Origin of the sequence: Vibrio sonorensis (assembly GCF_001854765.1) — a bacterium.
Classification (GTDB): domain Bacteria; phylum Pseudomonadota; class Gammaproteobacteria; order Enterobacterales; family Vibrionaceae; genus Vibrio; species Vibrio sonorensis.
In genome coordinates this window covers 162,780-182,804 of sequence record NZ_LJJE01000060.1, presented here as the reverse complement: position 1 = coordinate 182,804, position 20,025 = coordinate 162,780, and the positions used below count along the sequence as shown (strand labels likewise).

Here is a 20,025-nt window from a genome sequence, read left to right as displayed (position 1 = left end):
TTTATGGGGAGTATTGGCCGTAAACTTGTTTTGCTTACAGACTCAACCAATGCGAAATTCAGTCTTCTTATACTCTTTCACCAGCCACTGTCCGAAACCATCAAGCAGTCCGACAACAGATCGTTTAGGAATACAGCGCTGACCAAGCAAAATACCCAAGCGTTCGATTTCCACTTTTTTCTCTGGGTGATATTGAAGAAAGACCTCCCCGCACTTTACAGGAGAATCAAACCATCGCTTATCTTTAGGCATGACCACTGAGTAACTGGCTCGCAACAGTTTTTTTGCAATAGCTACTTGAGCTTTAATCTGCTCTTCTGCATTCGCAGCTCTGGCAATTCGATGCCGATAGACAGCTACCCAGTCTTTCACGTCCATATTCCAGTGTTTAGCTATTTCCCAACTGGGTTCATAATCGCCAAAACATTCGGCCAAGTTTTCACCATACACACAAATGGATGTATGGCGTAGCATAAAGCCCCACGAGAACAGTGAATCTAGACTGGCCACTTCTTTTGCAAGAGCCGTTTTAAATGCCAGTTCAGTGACAAACGGGTAACGGCGCTGGAACTGCCATTTTATAGTGTTAAACAGCGTTGTTTTTTCTTGAGTAAAAACGTCGTGCGTAATTACCACAATATCAACGTTTGATTGATGAGGTACGGCACACTTTCTGGCGACACTGCCGCAAATATAAACGCTGTGAAGATTGTCCCCTAACCCGCCTTTTAGGTAACCAACCAAATCTTTAACCACTGGTTCATATTCAGCTTGTAAAGGTTCTTTAGAATCAATGGGGGACAGCAACATGCTTACCAGTCTACTCGGCCTAGAAAAATCATTGGCACATGTTCGCGCATAGTTGGGAGCGAATCAAGCGCTTCGGCACCTATAGCCCATGATTGTGCTTTCTATCCGACTAGAACACTAGAATTATGGGTTTTCATTGGCGCTCTGGCTTCACCGTTCGGCGAACTACTCACAACAGATTACAGGACTTTATGGTTACTTGGTGCCCTGATATAATGCGGCGAGATTTTCAGACACGTAGAAGGGACGTTTACATGCCAAAGGCAAGTGAATTAAAAAAAGGTTTTGCGATTGAATCAAATGGCAAAACTCTCCTAATTAAAGATATTGAAGTAACGACTCCTGGTGGACGCGGTGGTGCAAAGATATACAAACTTCGCTGCACTGACCTGTCAACTGGCTCACGCGTCGATGAACGCTATAAGTCTGATGACGTTTTAGAAACCGTCGATATGAACAAGAGAGGCATCTCTTTCTCGTACATCGATGGCGACGAGTACATTTTCATGGATAACGAGGACTACTCTCAATTCACTTTCAAACAGGGTGACATTGAAGATGAACTGTTATTCATCACCGAAGACATCCAAGGTCTGCATGCTGTTTTGGTTAACGGTAATCCAGTTGCCATTGAGCTTCCTGCTTCCGTTGAGTTGGTTATTGAAGAAACTGACCCTTCGATCAAAGGTGCTTCAGCCTCTGCACGTACTAAACCCGCGCATTTTGCTACTGGCTTAGTAGTACAAGTACCAGAATACATCGCAACTGGTGACCGTGTAGTAATCAATACTACTGAGAAAAAATACATGAGCCGAGCGTGATCATGAGTGAATTGATTTCTTATGATGAAGCGATAGATGTCGCTTACGATATCTTTCTAGAGATGGCGCCGGACAATTTAGAGCCTGCTGATGTCATCTTGTTTACTGCGCAATTTGACGAACGCGGAGCCGCTGAACTGGTCGAAGTACGAGATGATTGGGCGAGTCATGTAGGATTTGACGTAGACAAAGAAACTTACGCCGAAGTCGTTATTGGTTTAGTTAACGATGAAGATGACGTTTTAGATGATGTTTTTGCTCGTCTACTGATAAGCAGAGATCCGGACAACAAGTTCTGTCATGCGCTTTGGAAGCGAGATTAAATCCAATACAAACAGAAACACCCAAGCTAGCTTGGGTGTTTTGTTTTTCTCAATCTCACATACTGCATTTATGTAGATTGATACGCGAACAAGGTATCAGACTAAATTAGTCGACTTTAATTTGCTCAACTCGGGCCTTAAGTTTTTGCCCTGGTCTAAATGTGACCACACGTCGAGCACTTATTGGAATATCTTCACCCGTTTTCGGGTTTCGACCAGGACGTTCGTTTTTATCTCTTAGGTCAAAATTACCAAAACCAGACAGTTTTACCTGTTCGCCACTTTCCAGTGCTTTACGAATTTCTTCGAAAAACGCTTCAACCGTTTCCTTGGCATCCCGTTTACTGTATCCGAGTTTCTCAAACAGGTTCTCAGCCAGATCGGCCTTTGTGAGCGCCATAAAACTTTCCTCAAAGCTGTGTTAAACATAGCTGCCAACCGACAGCGCCAAAGCATTTCGCCTCGCCAATCAACAACATATCGGCTTTCCTTGGAAAGTGTATGCCAAGCTTCTGAGTTACGCCAACTTTTTTCTTAAATTCTGTACCTAAAATCTTAAAAAACAAGAACATAGTCTTTTCATTTGACCGGATAATGTAACTAATTATTTTAAATTATTCTTTCAAATCAAAACATTAGACCTTTATTGATAATTAACTCAGTATAAGTCTCTAAAAATGCCTAAAAGTAAAAATTATGATTTTACATTGAAATGAGTGAAATCAGTCGCTTACGCATCTAGATTAACCAAAGCCAAAAACTAGGCGTTCGCCATTAATTTGTCAAAAAAAACGTCGACCTAAGTCGACGCTTTATCAAATGAGATGCTGTGCATTATAAGAAGTGGAAAGTGGCATTAAGAGAAAAGTTTTTGATATCTTCTTCTTTCATAGAGAAAACACTGTAGCTCGCCCCAACGGTAAAGGGACCCATGATAGAATACTCTGCGCCAATACCGTACATGGTATCGATTTCATCTTCTAGGAAAGAGTTGTTTTGTCCTTTCAAGTCGTATGAATGCAAACCAGCTTTGCCGTATAAATGCAACGGTCCTAGATCTAGGCTAGGTTTAACAGCAAAGTAAACAGAGCTCGCCTCTAGGTCGATGCTTTGGAAAACACCGTAATTAACGTTGTCAAAATCACCGTGATTTTGGTAGCCCGCTTCCAAACCGATAAACGGCAAAATGCCAGTACCAGCGTGGATGTTCATCGATGTGGCCGTTTCTCCACCAAGATCGGCTTGACCGACACTGACTCCACCGTAAATCCACGAATCTGCAGCGGCAGTTGCCGATACCCCCATTAATGCAAGCGCTAAAAGTGTCTTTTTCATATTACTTTCTCTCTTCACCTTGTGTTATAGGCAATGGCAAGGTGTTGCCTACCAGTGTCAGTTTTCCAACTTATATTGGAATCGATGCAATTTGTATGCCTAGCACGCATCAATCGCATTCTTTACTCTTTTGTCCGATACAGGATACGGTGTTCCTAGCTGCTGCGCAAAATAACTGACTCTAAGTTCTTCAATCATCCAACGTATCTCTTTTACCTCGGGTGGAATCTGTACACCCTTCGGAATTTTGTTTAACAACTCTTTATAGTCTTGAACAACCGCTTCAATTTTCAACATATGCAGGCGATCTTTGTTCGGATCTATGGGCAACTTCTCCATTCTGCGCTCAATCGCCTTCATATAACGCAAAATATCCGGTAGTCGCTTCCAACCACACTCTGTAGCAAACCCTTTGAATATCAAATTCTCAATTTGTGCCTTGATATCCGATAGTGCAAAGGCCATTGTAAAATCGATTTTGCCTTTCAGCTTTTTATTGATGTTGAAAGCCGTCGTGAGAATTGTCTCCACTTGCTTAGCGATATCAACAACCGTATCTCCCAATTCCGCTCTGACGTGCTCTTTCAAGCTTTCGAATCGATCAGATTCCCAAACCAGCCCACCTTGCTCTTCGATCAACTTGTCGATGCCACAAGCGATACAATCGTCGATAAGATCGAGTACTTTTCCATATGGATTAAAGTACAAGCCCAGCTTGGACTTATTGGGTAGGTTTGAATGCAGATATTTAATCGGCGAAGGCACATTCAACAAGATTAAGCGTCGCTGACCTGCCATCATCGCGTTAATTTGCTCTTGCTCAGTTTCAAAAAGCTTAATCTCTACGCTGTCTTTGTTGTCCACAATCGCTGGGTACGCTTTTACATCATAACCACCGCGCTTTTGTGAATAGACTTTTGGCAGTTCTCCAAAGCTCCACGTATGCAAACCTTGTTGCTCGATATCGTCGTCGGCAACTTTAGACAGTGTTTGCTGAACTTTTTCCTTTAAGCTCTCTTTGAGCTCGTAAAGGTCCATGTTTTCTTTCAGCTTGCGATTTCTGTGGTCAACTGCGCGATAAGTGACTTTCAAGTGTTCTGGGATCTGGTTCAGCGCCCAATCCTCTCTAAGTACTTCAACACCTGTCATTCGTCTCAGCTCTTTTTCCAGCGCATCAAGCAAAGGCACTTCCATCGGCGTCACTCTGGCTAAAAAGGCGTCTGCGTAGTTGGGAGCGGGAACAAAGTTCTTGCGCAGAGTCTTGGGCAAAGACTTGATCAGACTAACCACCAGCTCATGACGCAAACCCGGAATTTGCCAGTCAAAACCGTTGGCATCAACTTGGTTTAATACTGGAAGAGGAATGTGAACCGTTACACCGTCGTTGTCTTCGCCCGGTTCAAACTGATAACTCAGCTTTAGTTTCAGTCCATTTTGATGCCAGAAGTTGGGGTAATCCAAGTCGGTAACATGACTTGCATCGCCTTTAAACAGCATCTCTTTTTCAAAATTCAGTAGGTCTGGAGTCTGTTTGGATACCGCCTTCCACCACGTGTCAAAGTGTCGCCCTGAAACGACTTCAGTACTGACGCGTTGGTCATAAAAATCGAACAGTTCATCGTCGTCGACAAGAATATCTCTACGTCGTGATTTGTGCTCTAGCTCTTCAACTTCTGCCAATAGCTTTCGATTTTGCTTGAAAAAGGCGTGCTTTGTTTCCCACTCACCTTCAACTAGCGCGCTTCGAACAAAAATCTCGCGACTGACTACAGAGTCTATTGCACCATAGTTTACCAATCGTTTAGGCACGATCGGGATCCCATAAAGCATGACTTTTTCGTAAGCCATGACTGCGGCGCGCTTTTTAGACCAATGAGGCTCACTGTAACTGCGTTTAATTAAGTGTTTAGCTTGTGGCTCAATCCACTCAGGTTGAATTTTGGCAATGATACGCCCCCAAAGCTTAGACGTTTCAACCAACTCCGCCGACATGATCCACTTGGGCTGCTTTTTGAACAGTCCTGAAGCAGGGAAAATGTTGAAACGAGCATTCCGAGCCCCTTGATACTCATTCTTTTCCTGATCTTTTACGCCGATATGGGAAAGCAGTCCCACCAAAATCGCACTGTGTACCGCTTGATAGTTCGCCGCTTCTGTATTGAGCTTAAAGTCCATTTCACGCATAGATTGGTGAATTTGGAAATACACATCCTGCCATTCTCTAATGCGAAGATAGTTGAGGTAGTCCTGCTTACACTGTTTTCGGAACTGATTACCAGACAATGCCTTTTGCTGCTTTTGCAAGTATTCCCAAAGGTTAACAAAAGTTAGAAAATCGGATTCCTCGTGGAAGAATCGGCGATGCTTATCATCAGAAGATTGCTGTTTATCACTAGGGCGCTCTCTCGGATCTTGAATCGAAAGCGCAGAGGCAATAATCATGACTTCTTTAAGTGCGCCGTATTTTGGCGACTCTAAAACCATGCGCGCTAATCTAGGGTCAATTGGCAAACGCGCCAATTGGCGACCAACAGCAGTAAGGCGTTTCTTCGGATCTTTGGCTAGTGGGTTAATGGCACCAAGTTCTTCCAATAGCCTCACACCATCTTGTATATTTCGCTTGTCTGGTGCTTCGACAAATGGAAAAGCTTGAATATCGCCAAGCCCCAACGCTGTCATTTGTAAAATAACCGATGCTAAGTTTGTTCTCAGGATCTCTGGGTCAGTAAACTCGGGACGTGACACAAACTCTTCTTCAGAGTAAAGGCGAATACAGATGCCCTCTTCAACACGTCCACAACGACCTTTCCTCTGGTTCGCACTCGCCTGAGATATTGCTTCGATAGGTAATCTCTGAACCTTAGTTCGATAACTGTAACGGCTAATTCGAGCCGTACCCGGATCGATAACGTATTTAATACCCGGCACGGTTAATGAGGTTTCAGCGACGTTCGTTGCCAACACAATTCGTCGACCGCTATGGGGCTGAAAGATTTTGTTCTGTTCTCCCGCTGATAGACGAGCGTAAAGAGGTACAATTTCGGTACTCTTTAGGTTTCTCTTGCTCAACGCATCCGCGGTGTCGCGGATCTCTCGCTCACCATTCATAAAGATTAGAATATCGCCTAATCCTTCATCGCAAAGCTCGTCAACTGCTTCGAAAATACCTTCTAACTGATCTCGATCGCCGTCATCGGAACCACTCAATGGGCGATATCGCGTTTCCACGGGATAGGTACGCCCTGACACTTCAATAATAGGCGCGTTACCAAAGTGCTTAGAAAAACGCTCTGGATCAATGGTTGCCGAAGTAATAATGACTTTTAAGTCTGGGCGTTTAGGTAGTAACTCTTTCAGATAGCCCAAAATAAAATCGATGTTCAGGCTGCGCTCGTGGGCTTCATCAATGATAATAGTGTCGTACTGGTTTAAGTATCTGTCATGCTGGATCTCAGCCAGTAAGATACCGTCAGTCATTAGTTTGACTTGTGTGTTTTCAGAGATTTGGTCGTTAAATCGAACTTTATAGCCGACAAACTCACCCAGTACAGATTCCATCTCTTCTGCAATGCGATTTGCAACCGACCTAGCTGCTAACCTTCTCGGCTGGGTATGACCGATTAGACCGTACTTACCCCTGCCGAGCTCAGCACATATTTTAGGAAGCTGAGTCGTTTTACCAGAACCCGTTTCACCGGCCACAATAACCACTTGGTTAGATTCAATAGCAGCTGCAATATCGTCTTTCTTTTGGCTAACGGGCAATAGCTCTGGATAATTGATAGTCGCTTGGTTGCCGCCCTTTGTTCTGCTTGCGACATTGACTTGGCAATGTCTAACGCGATCTCATCGAACACCGCATTACGAGATGCTTCCTTTTTGATTTTAGAGGCACCTGAAATTCTTTTACTTAATCGGAATCGGTCACGCAGCATACACTGTTTAAGGGCGTGACGAAGGGTCTGAGCACTATTGGGTTGTGCTTTGTGATTCTCTGGCTGTGACGAAGTCAAAGCGTTTCCTACTTAATTACTTTTAAAAACTGGCGGGATTGTATCACAACTGACGAGCAAGATGACTAACCTAGGCTACTCGTAAAAAGAAAGGTTTATCAGCAGGTTTAAACGGCGAAACAACACAAACAGCGGAATGGTCCGCCGCCTGCAACCAACATCTAAAACGTCCACTGTAAATAGATGGTGTTGTAATTACTGCCCCCTTTGATTCGCCCATATTGAGAAGCCTTTTCAAAGATCGCACTGCGGTGATGAATAGAGTAGCCAAGCCAAAGATTATCCAAATCCTTATTACTAAGTAGATCACCTAAGTTAACATCAATAGAAAAATCTAAGTAATTCAGAAGATTGCTAGTATTTGTGTACTCTTTTTCATTAATCAGTTCGTTGTATTCGATGTACGTGACTGAATCAATGTATGACAGCCCCTCCGCTACACCAAATCGCCACTTCGTTGGCCAATCAAAGGTATAATAAGCTTTTACCGCGAGTATGAATTCGGTACTTGAGGACTGTACTTGCGAAGACCAATGATGCGCGATACCCGGCGTTAGGTAGATATCTAGAGGAACGCCAAACAGCTCGTCGGTTAATGGGTGTCCATAGAACAGTGACGTCAATTGATTATTGTAAGGATCTTTTTCGGTTTCAAAAGCAAGGATTTGTCCAATATTTGATGGTGTAGCCCAGCCGTGAGCTACTCTTAAATAAGCGCGGTTATCTAAGGCAGGCTTTCTCGGTTTGTCGATATCGTTGAAGAAACCAAAACCTAAGTAGAACTCTCCTTGATAGCGGTCCACCACGATTTCAGTTTGATAAACGCTGGATTCGAGGGAAGTAACGCTGGCAGCCCCTAATAAATACAAGTTCGACACCACGTGATATCGAGCCTCTATACCAAGGTTGACGTCTATACCTGCACCGATCTTTTCATACTCAGGTCGATAGTCTGAAAAAGCGTAGTAGGTGCTGTTAAAGCCCGCATCCTTCCACCTCAGTGTCGCGGAAGGCGATAGCCACCAATCTTCGAACTGATAGTCCCCTTTTAATCGAAAATTACTGTGCCAATTAAAGGACTTATCACTCATCAACTCACTTTCTAGCGACCAGTTATCCCGCCATTGATACTTCAACTGAATACCAAAATCAAAGGTATCGCCCTGTATCGCGTTTTGGGAAGAGGCCGGAATATCGACAAAGCGCATTCGAGACAAACCACTCACCGACCACTTATCATCTTCTGACTCGTACAGATAGACTCCGCCCTCCGTCCCACTAGCAAAAAAGTATTCGTTGTCAAAATAGAGCATAGGGACAAACGTGCTGACACTTTGGTCGGCACTATCAGTACTAAACGGTATGGATGCCATCCGAAAAGCAGCCGCAATGCCCCATTCTTGTTCTTGGTAGTTAGAAGCCAAGGCAGCAGAGGTATAAATAGGACTTAAAGCAATCACTATCGCACTAGCGAGTTTTGAAAAGTTGTTCATTTATTTACCAAAAAACGGAGCTTTGACTCAATTTACACTCTATTGAGCCATGATTATTTAGGTTTCAATCCCATTCGCCGTTACAATAAAAAGATAATGTAGTTTAAGTAGTGTTACTGTGAAAGCGTCTGAACTTAGGGATATCTTAAATTCTTTACCTGAAGATGTTAATCCCGATATTGTCACTGGTGAAGAGTGGCTACCTGAACAATTGACTCAGTGCGACCATAATGGTCAGCATTTGTTTCTACAATTTGACAACGCTCCAGAAGATATTCAGGGTGAAGAGGAGGGGCGTGGCTTTGTCGAACATGAAATCGAGATGATACGACACAAGTTTGAACAGATACTGGATGATGCAAGTGACACCAAAACCAAAGCAGATGCGATGTTAGCACTGTTTTTAATGGGTCATGAAAAATCCAGCTCCGAAATCATTGAAGTTTTGGAAGATCCCGAAGTACCTAACAGCCCAGAATAGTTCATGAACTCTACTTTACCTTTGATCTTAGCGGGTCCTATTTTAAGAAAAGCCACATCAAAAGACTTGGTGTTTTGGTTGGCAACCAGTGAGCCACTGCAAGGAAGTTTTACCTTATTTTCCCAGCAAGGCGCTCTGTTTCAATCTGACCTCAGTCAATGCCAACAGATACGAGTCGGGCAACACGCCTATGTCGTATTGGCACACTTTCAGGGAGAGTTTCCAACTCACCTTGCTTTGAGTTATGAGTTTGACACCCAACATGGACCGCTTAGCAGCCTTAACCCTCACCTACTCTATGAAGATGAGGTTCGGCCGCAATTCACTATTTCCACCAAAGCAGATTATATACTGCACGGCTCTTGTAGAAATCCTCATCACCCTAGTCAAGACGCTTTAGTACAAGCAGACAAAAAAGTTTCGATACAGTCCTTAGAAACGCGCCCCGATATGCTGTTAATGAGTGGCGATCAAATCTATGCCGACCACGTTTCGACACCTATGCTTGATGCGGTAATACAAATAATAGAACGATTAGGCCTCTATGATGAAGAGTTTGAACAGGCTCCATTCAATAGCGCGAGTGAACTCTACCAACACCCTGACTGTTACTGCGGGAGAGAACGACTTTTACCGAACAGCGAAAAACAACGCTCATTATTAACGCGATGGCTTCCCAATCCCCAAGTCCCCATTTTCAGCTCCAGAGAAAGTGAAAACCACCTTATCTCACTCGCTGAGTTTATGGCTATGTATCTGCTTACATGGTCACCGGTGGTTTGGAGTTTGGTTGATGTCAAACGAATCCAGTCAAACCGCTTTGAGGTAAATGGACAGACGCTCTCAACAGAGTGGCAAAGTAAATGGGATGAAGACCTTCCGCACTTGCAAGGTTTTATTGATGGGCTTCCTTCGGTAGCCAGATTGTTAAGTCATATTCCAACTTATATGATTTTTGACGATCACGATATAACCGACGACTGGAACCTCACTATAGGTTGGGAGCAAGCCGCCTACTCGAATCTCTTCTCCAAACGGGTCATAGGCAATGGACTGATTGCGTATTGGCTGTTTCAGGGCTGGGGGAACGAACCCGACAACTTTAACAGTGAGTTCCTTGGCGTGGCAAATGCCTACTTTGATCAACCTTCACTCAAACATCAAAATCAGTTTATTGACTATTTGTACCGCTTCGAAAAGTGGCATTTCTGTATTCAAACCACTCCAAAAGTCGTCGTTTTGGACACTCGAACTCGACGATGGCGCTCAGAGTCTAGAATGAACAAACCTTCGGGTTTGATGGACTGGGAAGCACTTATCGAGTTTCAGCAAGAACTGATGCACCAAGACAAAGTTATTGTCGTTTCAGCGGCTCCTATGTTTGGTGTCAAGTTTATCGAGGCCCTGCAAAGAGGCATGACCAACTTGGGCTACCCTCTTCTGATTGACGCGGAAAACTGGATGGCGCATCCGGGAAGTGCGAACACCTTGCTGAGTATCTTTACTCATACTAAAACACCTAGCAGCTTTGTTATCCTTTCTGGTGATGTGCATTACTCGTTCGCTTACGACATAAAACTAAGGTATCGAAAATCGAGCCCAAACATTTATCAAATCACCTGTAGTGGCATTAAAAACGAGTTTCCAGAACCCCTACTGTCTGCTTGTGACTACATGGATCGCCTGCTCTACTCTCCGCGTTCTCCCTTAAACTGGCTAACCAAACGCAAAAGGCTCAAGATTTTTAAACGCAAACCAGACAACAACTCGGCGAAACTTCTCGTCAACTCAAGTGCCATTGGAGAGTTGCATCTCGATCCTCACGGAAAACCTGAAAGTATCACCATTCTTACTGGACGTGGTGACTCCGTTAGTTTTCCGTCAATTGACTCAAGGTGACTTGTTATTTAGGTGATCCAGTGCCATGTATAAAGAGATCTATAAGATAACAAGGTGACGCTAATGCTCAATTCAATCACTTCTCTGTTTAAACAGTTGCTGGAAGGAGAAGACCTCGCCCACCAAGGGGGAACGGATTCCAATCTAGCCATTGCTTGTCTGCTATGTGAAGTAGCAGGGGCAGATTACCAGATCGATGAAAAAGAAAGATTGGCAAAGTTGGATTTACTTCGTCGATTACTTGGCCTAGATGAACAAGAAGCCAAGGCGCTGTTAACACGGTCGGAAAGCCAAGTTAAAAAGTCGGCGTCTCTCTATGACTTTACTTCTCAGCTACGAGCACTGAGTCAAGAAACGCGAATCGAGCTCATTAAAGCCATGTGGGAAGTCGCCCATGCTGACGGTGAGATCGATCCACTGGAAGACGCGGTAATTAGAAAAACAGCCGAGCTTCTCTATGTGGATCACAGTGAATTCATTCGAGCAAAACTGACAGTAACTGGGGATAAAACCTAAAGCATGGTCAAAGCCAGCTTAGCCAAATTGTAAGCATCGACATAACCGGAGTGCTGGCGCCCTTCCCATTCAATATTCTGATTGTCTTGCGCTTCTCGGTGGCCAATGCGCTTATCCTTCAAGCGATGCTGAATGCGGTATAAGGTCGCCAAGTTAATAAACTCTTTAAATGGCATCTCTATACCTTTAGCCTCACACTCGCTTTTCAAAATAAGATCATCACGCCCCCACGAAGCGTATATTTTGTTTGCGCCGCCAAAGTTTTTGACCATAGATTGAAGAACAGACTCTAAAGGCCGGCCCTGTTTTTCAATTTTCCGTGGAGTGATGCCCGTTAGCTCAACACAAAAAGCAGAGATTTCATCGTTTTCCGGTTTTGCATAATATTGAGCGCGCTTAACGATTTCACCTTTGACTAGATCTATTTCAGCCAAGCCGATTTCAATAATTTCGCCTGTTGTACCTACACCATTTTCGTTCCAACAGCACATTTCCAAATCGAAACAGACAACGCGATTGTGATTCATAACTTGCCTTTGTTAGGTGTATTGCAAAAGTGGCAGATTCTACAACAGTGCCCGCTAAATCTCGACCTGTCCAACAACAAAAAATTGCGAAAAACCACCGAGTTCTATTCAAGCATGGACTTGCTGGTGAAATATCACCCTATACTAACGGTATTTCTACCGGCTTCTTTGCTGTAATAAAGCTGAGCATCAGCCGCTTGAAGTAATTGTTCAGCATCTTCATCCAAACGAACCACGGCTCCGACACTCATTGTAACCACCAAGGATTCACCGTGTAAATCGAGTGGTGATACCTCAACCTGATGGCGTATGTTTTCCAGATAGTGGTGCAATTCTATGGGATCGGTTACTGCGCTTAGGATACAGAACTCGTCTCCTCCCATGCGAACAAACACATCGTCTTGTTTGATATTTGCTGTTACCACGGTGGATATATGGCATAAGATGTTATCACCAACCACGTGTCCATAATTATCATTAACGGTTTTAAAGCGGTCGATATCAAAGCCCACTAAGGTGAAATGTTCATTACACCTGATACGGTCTCCCATAAATCGGTTAAACGCCCGCCGGTTGTATAAACCCGTTAGTGCATCGTGGTCGACCAAATACTCTAGCTCTGCTGTTCTTTCAGCTAACATAACGGCCAAATGCTCTCTTTCGCGGGTTTGCAAAAAAACAACATAGGTCAGCAGCAGAGCGATCATAGCGCCAGCTAAAGCGAGCCCTAGAAGCAATAGCTTGTCTTTGGTCGTCAGTACTTGTGGAAGTTTAAACTCTATACGCCAAGTACGGTTGGGAAGGAGGATAACTTTACTCATCTGTAATCCATCCGAGTCAGCCCAATGAGGGCTTTCAAATAGAATAGGAGCGTCTTCCGAGTCATAGCCTTGATCGACGACCCTCACCATTAAATGTTGCTCCGCCGCCGTTTTTACCAATAACTTCTCAAAGTAAGCCGTTGAACGGATAACACCAATTACAATGCCTGCCAATTCGTGATGAGAAGATCGCGTGTAAACGGGATGATAGACTAGCAAACCATCTTTTCGAATGTCCGAGCCCAACCCGTCCTGAATCAAGCGCACTTTATCGGATACGCTGGGCTTGTGTCGCATAGAAAGGTTATCCACTACCCTTTTGAAACGCGATTGAGTCGAATAAAAACCTAGTAGACGCCTGTTTTGCTCTGATAAGGGGTAAATATCAGAGGTCACAAATATGGGCTCTGACCTATCAGCTAGCTGTCCATACAACTTCTGCCCCTGAGAAGCGACGGTATACAAAGCAGCGTCTGGAAAGCGTTTTTTTAACGCCTCTTCGTGTTTTTCGATATCAGAGAGTTCAACTTTAGGTAGCCATTGCAGCGCAATCAAACTATCTGACGCTGCGACTAGCTGCGAGGCAAATATCTGAAAGCCTATCCAATCATCTGAGTCAGTGGAGTGAAAAAAATTGGCACCAGCACCAATATATTCAATATCGCTGTGTAAAAACTCCTGCAGTGTTAAGGCTTCTCTAGCCGCTAAGTTGTCGAACAGGACAAAGCGATACTGTTTCTGTCTATCGTGGACGACAAACAAGAGTAAACAGGTCAGAAGCACTGCTACCAAAAAGGTGACCAGCGGGTAGCGAACTTGATTTTGAGACAGACTCTTCATAGCTATTGATCGCTTTACCATAACCCCTTCATTTTAGCGGAAGTCTCAACGTTAAAAAGTGGACTACAACAAAATATTCTTCAAACAGATTAATTTGCTGTGCCACAATAGCTTCTCTGCATTGCAAAGTGTCTAAATTTAACTCACTTAAGCGCTTCAAAGCCCAATTCTCAATGGTTCAGCACTTGAATGTGATACCATTTGCCCCCAAATTTAAACTCATTGTCTTCAAGAGAAAGTCAGTGTTCTCTTGATTTATTGCAAGATTGATGCGGCCGGCGCACTGCGTTGAACGCTTAATAGTTGAAAAGAGTAAAACTATGACATTTGACCTACAACTGATTCCTCACACTTTCGATATGCTACATGCAGGTTTGACTGCATCTAGTCTGCTATTACTTATCGTAGCGGTCTCTCGAAAATCAAACGTCATTGAAAAAGTAGTAGAAAAACCGGTTGAAAAAATCGTCGAAGTCGAAAAGCCAGTAGAAAAGATCGTCGAAGTTGAAAAAGTAGTCGAAGTGGAAAAAGTGGTAGAGAAAGTTGTTGAAGTAGAATCAAAACTCGCTACTGCTGATACGGATTCTGCCCTACAACTGCTTTCACTTCTGCAACAAGAAGCACGCCTAATTGATTTCCTTAAAGAGGATGTCAGTGCCTTTTCTGATGAAGAAGTCGGCGCTGCAGCTCGTGTCATTCACGCAGGTGGTGAAAAAGTGTTGAATGAGTACTTTGTTCTTAGCGCCGTACGCAGCGAAGAAGAAGAAAGTCGCGTCACACTTGAAGAAGGCTTTAACGCTCAAGAAGTACGTCTAACTGGTCAAGTGACAGGCAGCGCCCCATTTACTGGCACATTAGTCCACAAAGGTTGGAAAGCGTCGGACGTAAAACTGCCGAAGCTGGCAAAAGACTACGATTCCAGTGTGATCGCACCAGCAGAGGTCGAGCTGTAATGGAAAACTCACCTCGCTACAGTGTTGGGATTGACTTAGGCACCACCCATTGTGTGTTGTCCTTTTTAGACACCCACAACGAAGACGCAAAAGTTGAAGTAATGCCTATCGCCCAGCTTACTGCTCCCGGTAAAGTAGAAGAGAAGGCACAACTGGTTCTTTCCTCTACCAACCACACGAACATGAAATGAACCCGACGTCACGTGTTTTACCTTGGTCGCAAGAGCCTAAAGCGCTCGTTGGTGCCATAGCTAGAAATCTAGGGGCAAAAACACCTATCCGTTTGGTGGCCAGTGCCAAATCATGGTTGTGTCACGGTGGCGTCAACCGCCATCAAGCTTTCCTTCCTACCGGAAGTCCGGAGGAAGTAGAAAAAGTTTCACCGGTTCGCGCCACCGAACTCTATCTTGAGCACCTAAGTGCCGCGTGGGACCATACCCACCCCGAAGCACCGCTTAAAGAACAAGAAGTCACCATCACTGTACCGGCTTCCTTTGATCCAGCAGCGAGAGAGCTGACCGCCGAAGCAGCAAAAGCAGTGGGCTTTGAACATCTGACACTACTAGAAGAGCCGCAAGCCGCTCTTTATAACTGGATTGACAACGCAGCGGACACTTGGCGAGAACAGGTCAGCGTTGGGGATATGGTACTCGTGGTCGATATCGGCGGCGGCACAACGGACCTTTCGTTGGTAGAAGTCAACGAAGATCAAGGAAACCTAAGCTTCAACCGTATTGCTGTTGGCGAGCATATTCTGCTGGGCGGTGACAATATGGATTTAGCACTCGCTTACCGACTGAAAGTAAAACTCGCCGAGCAAGGAAAAGAGCTTCAACCATGGCAGATCCAAGCAATGACTCACGCTTGTCGAGATGCAAAAGAAGCCCTTCTCAACAACAGTGAACTGGGCTCAGTTCCCATTGTTGTTCCAAGTAGAACCTCTAAATTATTGGGCGCGACCCTAAAAACCGAACTCACTCAGCAAGAAGTTCAGCAAACCCTTGTTGACGGATTTTTCCCTGCTGTCGGTATTGAAGAGCACCCAGTACAGCGCTCCCGCGGAGCATTGACCCAAATGGGCTTGCCATACGCGCAAGACGCGGGCATAACACGCCACATTGCCGCTTTCTTGACTAAGCAAGCCAATGCCCAGGGGGCGAACTCAGCGCCAAACTCCGCCTCTTTCGATCCGTTTGCCAATATGCCGGGCATGGGAAGAAGCTCTAACGAGTTTATCAAACCTACGGCTCTGCTTTTTAACGGTGGTGTACTCAAATCTTCTTTACTCGCTCAGCGATTGACTCAGACCATCAACCAATGGCTCACGCAGGCTGGTTCGACGGAAGCTAAGGTGCTATCAGGCGCAGATCTCGATCTTGCTGTCGCGAGTGGAGCCGCATATTACGGCAACGTTCGCAAAGGCAACGGGGTACGAATTCGCGGCGGTATTGCATCGAGTTATTACGTGGGTATCGAGAGTGCTATGCCCGCTATTCCCGGTATGCCCGCCCCAATGGAAGCCTTGTGTGTTGCTCCTTTCGGTATGGAAGAAGGCACCTCTTCAGAAGTACCAAGTCAGGAGTTTGGCTTGATTATTGGTCAGCCTGTCCATTTCCAGTTCTTTGGCTCTACCGTAAGGCGAGAAGACACTGCCGGAACGCATCTTGACCATTGGGCTCCAGAACAGTTAGAAGAGCTACCAGAGATTCAAGTGACACTGCCCGTTTCAGAAGGTCGACGAGAGGGGGAAGTCGTTCCAGTAACGTTGGCAACACGCGTCACCGAAGTCGGCACTCTTCAGCTTGAAGCGATAGCGAGTGATAACGGCCAGAAATGGCATGTAGAGTTCGATGTTCGAGAAGAAGCATAAGCGTTTCTTTGCACTTTAATGGGTCTGGCGGCATAAATTGATGCCGCCAGACCTTATCCATTCTGTTTAATCTCAAAGAGGAACATATGTCAGCACCTTGCTTTCTCGTCGGCATAGATTTAGGGACGACCAACACCGTAGTCGCCTTTTGTGAAATCAATGATGATCTTGAAAATTCTCCAGTGCAGCTTTTTGAGATTGACCAGTTAATTGGACCAGGTGAAGTAGTAAGGCGTCCTCTGCTTCCCTCGTTTCGCTATCATGCAGTTCAAGGACAATTTTCTCAAAGTGACCTTGAACTACCATGGGATCAGCACTCAGTTGGCGGTGATATTCCCAGTGTCATTATTGGCGAGTGGGCCAGAGAGCTCGGTGCCAAGGTAGAAGGCCGACAAGTTTCTAGCGCCAAAAGTTGGTTATCTCACCAAGGCGTTGACCGCAGAGCGGAAATCCTACCTTGGGCCAGTAAAGATTGTGAAAAAGTCTCCCCTCTTGTGGCCAGCGCGAGTTATTTAAACCATATACGCCAAGCGTGGAACCACCGACACCCTTCAAATCCTCTAGAGGACCAAGACGTTGTGGTGACAGTACCCGCATCGTTTGATGAAACTGCGCGAGCACTGACGATTGAAGCTGCCCATCTTGCGGGATTAAATCAGATCCTTCTACTAGAGGAGCCGCAAGCCGTTTGCTATGACTGGTACTCACGCCATAAAGACAGTGCTAAAGAAGTTTTGGCTAACCTACCTTTAGTTCTCGTTTGTGACGTGGGTGGGGGCACCACCGACTTAAGCTTAATTCAGGCTAAATATCACCAACAATCGTTGAGCTTAGACCGCATTGGTGTGGGCGAGCACCTTATGCTTGGTGGTGACAACTTAGATTTAGCTTTGGCGCACTTGGCTGAACAGAGATTTAGTCAAAGTAAAAAGCTCAATGCCACTGCACTGACTAAGCTCATTCAGCAAACGAGAAGTGCGAAAGAATCGCTCCTCTCTCCTAACGCTCCAGAATCAACAAAAATTACCATGTTGGGTAGTGGTTCTAAACTCTTGGGTGGAACAAAAAGCGTAACCTTAGCCAAAGACGAAGTTCATCAGATAGCGTTTGATGGCTTTTTTCCTCTCACTGAATTCCATCAATTACCTGACAAGAGGCGAAGTGCCGTTGTCGAGTTTGGATTGCCTTACGTTTCTGATCCAGCAGTCAGTAAACACCTAGCTGAATTCTTAAATCAGCATCAGCAAGTTTCTCGGGATGCGCTTCGCGATCATGAGGGGTACGACGCGAGTCAAGCGGCTATTCCCGTGGCTCTGTTGCTCAATGGCGGTGTGTTTAATAGCCCACTTGTTACTGCTCGCATAGAAAAATTGCTGTCCAACTGGTTGGGACGTTCAATTACCTTGTTAAATAACCCCTCCCCTGACACGTCCGTGGCATTGGGTGCAGTCGCTTTTAGCAAGGCGCGTCGCGGGGTTCAACTAAAAATAGGTGGCGGTAGTGCTCGTTCCTATTTTTTGCACTTGCAAGAGAAAAAACAGAAATCTAAAGCCCTATGCTTGTTGGCGAAAGGCACCGAAGAAGGACAAGAGATCCGTTTAACGGGAAGGCGTTTTTCATTGACCCTTGGCGAACCCGTTAAATTTAATCTGCTGACTTCCACACATGACCAGCTTAGCGAAGAGTCCAAAATCGTTAATGGGCTCATGCTAGACGTCAACCCTGATCTTTTCTCTCCACTTCCACCCTATATTTCTACTCTAGAAGGCAGCGACATCGAATTGTCTGCCAATCAAAAACAACGAGTCGAAGTTCAGCTAGCCTGTCAGTTAACCGAAGTAGGCACGCTAAAAATGGAATGCGTTAGTGTTGAGGACGATAGGCGTTGGTCGCTCGAATTTGAAGTTCGCCATCAGCAAGTTGAAGAAGAGATAGAAACAAGCTCACCTAAGCTATTGGAATGTCAGGACTTAATCGCTAAGGCCTACAGTGGAAACAAAAAGAGCGATGACGGGCTGATCATTAAGACTTTAAACAAGTCGTTAGAAAAACGTCTGGGCAAAAAAGAAGAGTGGGACTTCCATACTCTAAGAACACTCTTCGATAGTCTCAGTAAAGGCCGAAAACGTCGTCGCCGTTCTGAGCAACACGAAAAAAACTGGTTGCGACTGGCGGGTTTTTCTTTGCGACCGGGCTTTGGTGATGCCACAGACAGTTGGCGCATGGAGCAAATATGGGCGTTGTACCAGCAAGGTATTCAATTTAAAAACCACCAAGGCTGGACCGACTGGTGGGTATTTTGGCGACGAATTGCCGGTGGCCTTGACATCGAGCAGCAAGAAACCATATTGGCTGATATCGCGAAATACCTTCACCCTGGCGCGATGAAGAACCCTAAGTCAGCCAAAGCGGCACAGGATATGGGTTACGAAGCAATGGTCCGCCTTGCCGCATCATTAGAACATTTGGATATAGAAGACAAAACCCTCTTAGCTACTTGGTTTATGAGTAAAGCGCTACATCAATCTTCTTACCAATCCGCCCACTGGTGGGCCGTGGGTCGCCTTGCCTCACGCGTTAGCTTATACGGTAGTCAGCACAACATCATCCTCGGGAACAAGCTCAGCAATGGTTACCTTCGCTACTTGAACAAGATTGGCAAAAAGAGCCTATGGTAGCATTTGCCACGGTGATGATTTGTCGAAAAACTGGTGATCGACAAATTGATATAGATGAACAGTATAGAGATCAAGTGGTGGACAAGTTGGTGCATACCAAACAGCCACAATCATGGGTGAAGTTGGTAAGTGAAATTAGTGAGTTAGACCAAGCGGAAAGTAAACGTGCTTTTGGCGACGCTCTGCCAACTGGTCTGCGACTTCTTTAGCTAAAAACTCATGTGATTTCAATCTGGCTTGAGTTATCATGACAACAAAGGAACCAAACACTTAGGTTATGCTGGAACGTACCACTTCATATTTGACTGCACTTTTTACTTTACTGGCTTTTGTTGTCGCCAGTCAGGTTTCTGCATCTCAAATAAGTGACGATATTCTTCCAGCACACCCAGACACCATTCAACTTGTCCAAGTTGCCGAGTGCCCTTCCCACGTCACAACAACAGCAAGTAAAGTACCCCACGATGGCTGCTCTACGGTCTGTTTACTCAAAGTGCCCTGCGGTCAATCGGTAGATCTACTGGAAAACCCGCTCACATCACTGCTTCTTATTTCTGCAGAACCTGCATTTAAAGCAATTGTGCGTGCTCGTTCGTTGTTTCGCCCTCCTATCGCTTAATTCTTCTCTTAACACATTGTTTAGTA

The 20,025-nt window shown here is 45.1% G+C and carries 13 protein-coding genes and 3 pseudogenes; 9 read left to right on the top strand and 7 right to left on the bottom strand.

Going from position 1 to position 20,025, the window contains the following annotated elements; genetic code table 11:
* Positions 1 to 42: 42 nt before the first annotated feature.
* A complete protein-coding gene (locus BLO31_RS10090) occupies positions 43 to 810 on the bottom strand; it encodes a nucleotidyltransferase (protein WP_070965475.1) in 768 nt (255 codons plus the stop codon).
* 254 nt (positions 811 to 1,064) lie between these two features.
* On the opposite strand from BLO31_RS10090, the gene yeiP reads away from it, so the two are divergent.
* Positions 1,065 to 1,631, top strand: coding sequence for an elongation factor P-like protein YeiP (yeiP, locus tag BLO31_RS10085; RefSeq protein ID WP_070965472.1), 567 nt, complete (start codon positions 1,065 to 1,067; stop codon positions 1,629 to 1,631).
* Between the two features lie 2 nt (positions 1,632 to 1,633).
* The gene (locus tag BLO31_RS10080; protein ID WP_070965533.1) at positions 1,634 to 1,954 is read left to right on the top strand and encodes an HI1450 family dsDNA-mimic protein; all 321 of its coding nucleotides are present in this window, start codon (positions 1,634 to 1,636) and stop codon (positions 1,952 to 1,954) included.
* Between the two features lie 106 nt (positions 1,955 to 2,060).
* Here the strand turns inward: BLO31_RS10080 and ihfA are convergent, their stop codons facing one another.
* From ihfA to BLO31_RS10060, 4 genes and pseudogenes are all read right to left on the bottom strand, one after another.
* Positions 2,061 to 2,354 carry an integration host factor subunit alpha gene (gene ihfA / locus BLO31_RS10075; protein WP_070965468.1) on the bottom strand — a complete coding sequence of 98 codons (294 nt, stop codon included), beginning with the start codon at positions 2,352 to 2,354 and terminating at the stop codon, positions 2,061 to 2,063.
* A 434-nt stretch (positions 2,355 to 2,788) separates the two neighbouring features.
* Positions 2,789 to 3,289, bottom strand: coding sequence for a porin family protein (locus BLO31_RS10070; RefSeq protein ID WP_070965464.1), 501 nt, complete (start codon positions 3,287 to 3,289; stop codon positions 2,789 to 2,791).
* Positions 3,290 to 3,388: 99 nt separating this feature from the next.
* A pseudogene (hrpA, locus tag BLO31_RS10065) lies at positions 3,389 to 7,224 on the bottom strand (ATP-dependent RNA helicase HrpA).
* A 239-nt stretch (positions 7,225 to 7,463) separates the two neighbouring features.
* The gene (locus BLO31_RS10060; RefSeq protein WP_070965460.1) at positions 7,464 to 8,795 is read right to left on the bottom strand and encodes a MipA/OmpV family protein; all 1,332 of its coding nucleotides are present in this window, start codon (positions 8,793 to 8,795) and stop codon (positions 7,464 to 7,466) included.
* A gap of 118 nt (positions 8,796 to 8,913) precedes the next feature.
* Here BLO31_RS10060 and BLO31_RS10055 point away from each other — a divergent pair, with 118 nt between their 5' ends.
* From BLO31_RS10055 to BLO31_RS10045, 3 genes are all read left to right on the top strand, one after another.
* Positions 8,914 to 9,276, top strand: a complete 363-nt coding sequence (locus BLO31_RS10055) for a VC1380 family protein (protein WP_070965457.1) — start codon at positions 8,914 to 8,916, stop codon at positions 9,274 to 9,276.
* Positions 9,277 to 9,279: 3 nt separating this feature from the next.
* Entirely contained in the window at positions 9,280 to 11,175 is a 1,896-nt protein-coding gene (locus BLO31_RS10050) for an alkaline phosphatase D family protein (RefSeq protein WP_070965454.1), read from the top strand.
* 63 nt (positions 11,176 to 11,238) lie between these two features.
* Entirely contained in the window at positions 11,239 to 11,691 is a 453-nt protein-coding gene (locus tag BLO31_RS10045) for a tellurite resistance TerB family protein (protein ID WP_070965448.1), read from the top strand.
* Here BLO31_RS10045 and BLO31_RS10040 read toward each other — a convergent pair.
* Positions 11,688 to 12,218 carry a 3'-5' exonuclease gene (locus BLO31_RS10040; RefSeq protein WP_070965445.1) on the bottom strand — a complete coding sequence of 177 codons (531 nt, stop codon included), beginning with the start codon at positions 12,216 to 12,218 and terminating at the stop codon, positions 11,688 to 11,690. The genes BLO31_RS10045 and BLO31_RS10040 overlap by 4 nt on opposite strands.
* 134 nt (positions 12,219 to 12,352) lie before the next feature.
* Positions 12,353 to 13,879, bottom strand: a complete 1,527-nt coding sequence (locus tag BLO31_RS10035) for a sensor domain-containing diguanylate cyclase (protein WP_070965530.1) — start codon at positions 13,877 to 13,879, stop codon at positions 12,353 to 12,355.
* A 320-nt stretch (positions 13,880 to 14,199) separates the two neighbouring features.
* Here BLO31_RS10035 and BLO31_RS10030 point away from each other — a divergent pair, with 320 nt between their 5' ends.
* The 4 genes and pseudogenes from BLO31_RS10030 (at position 14,200) to BLO31_RS10010 (ending at position 19,999) form a co-directional block, all read left to right on the top strand.
* On the top strand, positions 14,200 to 14,832 hold the full coding sequence (locus tag BLO31_RS10030; protein WP_070965442.1) for a DUF2760 domain-containing protein: 633 nt from the start codon (positions 14,200 to 14,202) through the stop codon (positions 14,830 to 14,832).
* Positions 14,832 to 16,702: pseudogene (locus BLO31_RS10025) on the top strand (Hsp70 family protein). Before BLO31_RS10030 ends, BLO31_RS10025 begins: the two are co-directional and overlap by 1 nt.
* An 86-nt stretch (positions 16,703 to 16,788) precedes the next feature.
* Positions 16,789 to 19,589, top strand: a pseudogene (locus BLO31_RS10020) (Hsp70 family protein).
* A gap of 68 nt (positions 19,590 to 19,657) precedes the next feature.
* Positions 19,658 to 19,999: a hypothetical protein gene (locus BLO31_RS10010; RefSeq protein ID WP_070965431.1), complete on the top strand. Its 342-nt coding sequence runs from the start codon at positions 19,658 to 19,660 to the stop codon at positions 19,997 to 19,999.
* Positions 20,000 to 20,025 lie beyond the last annotated feature (26 nt).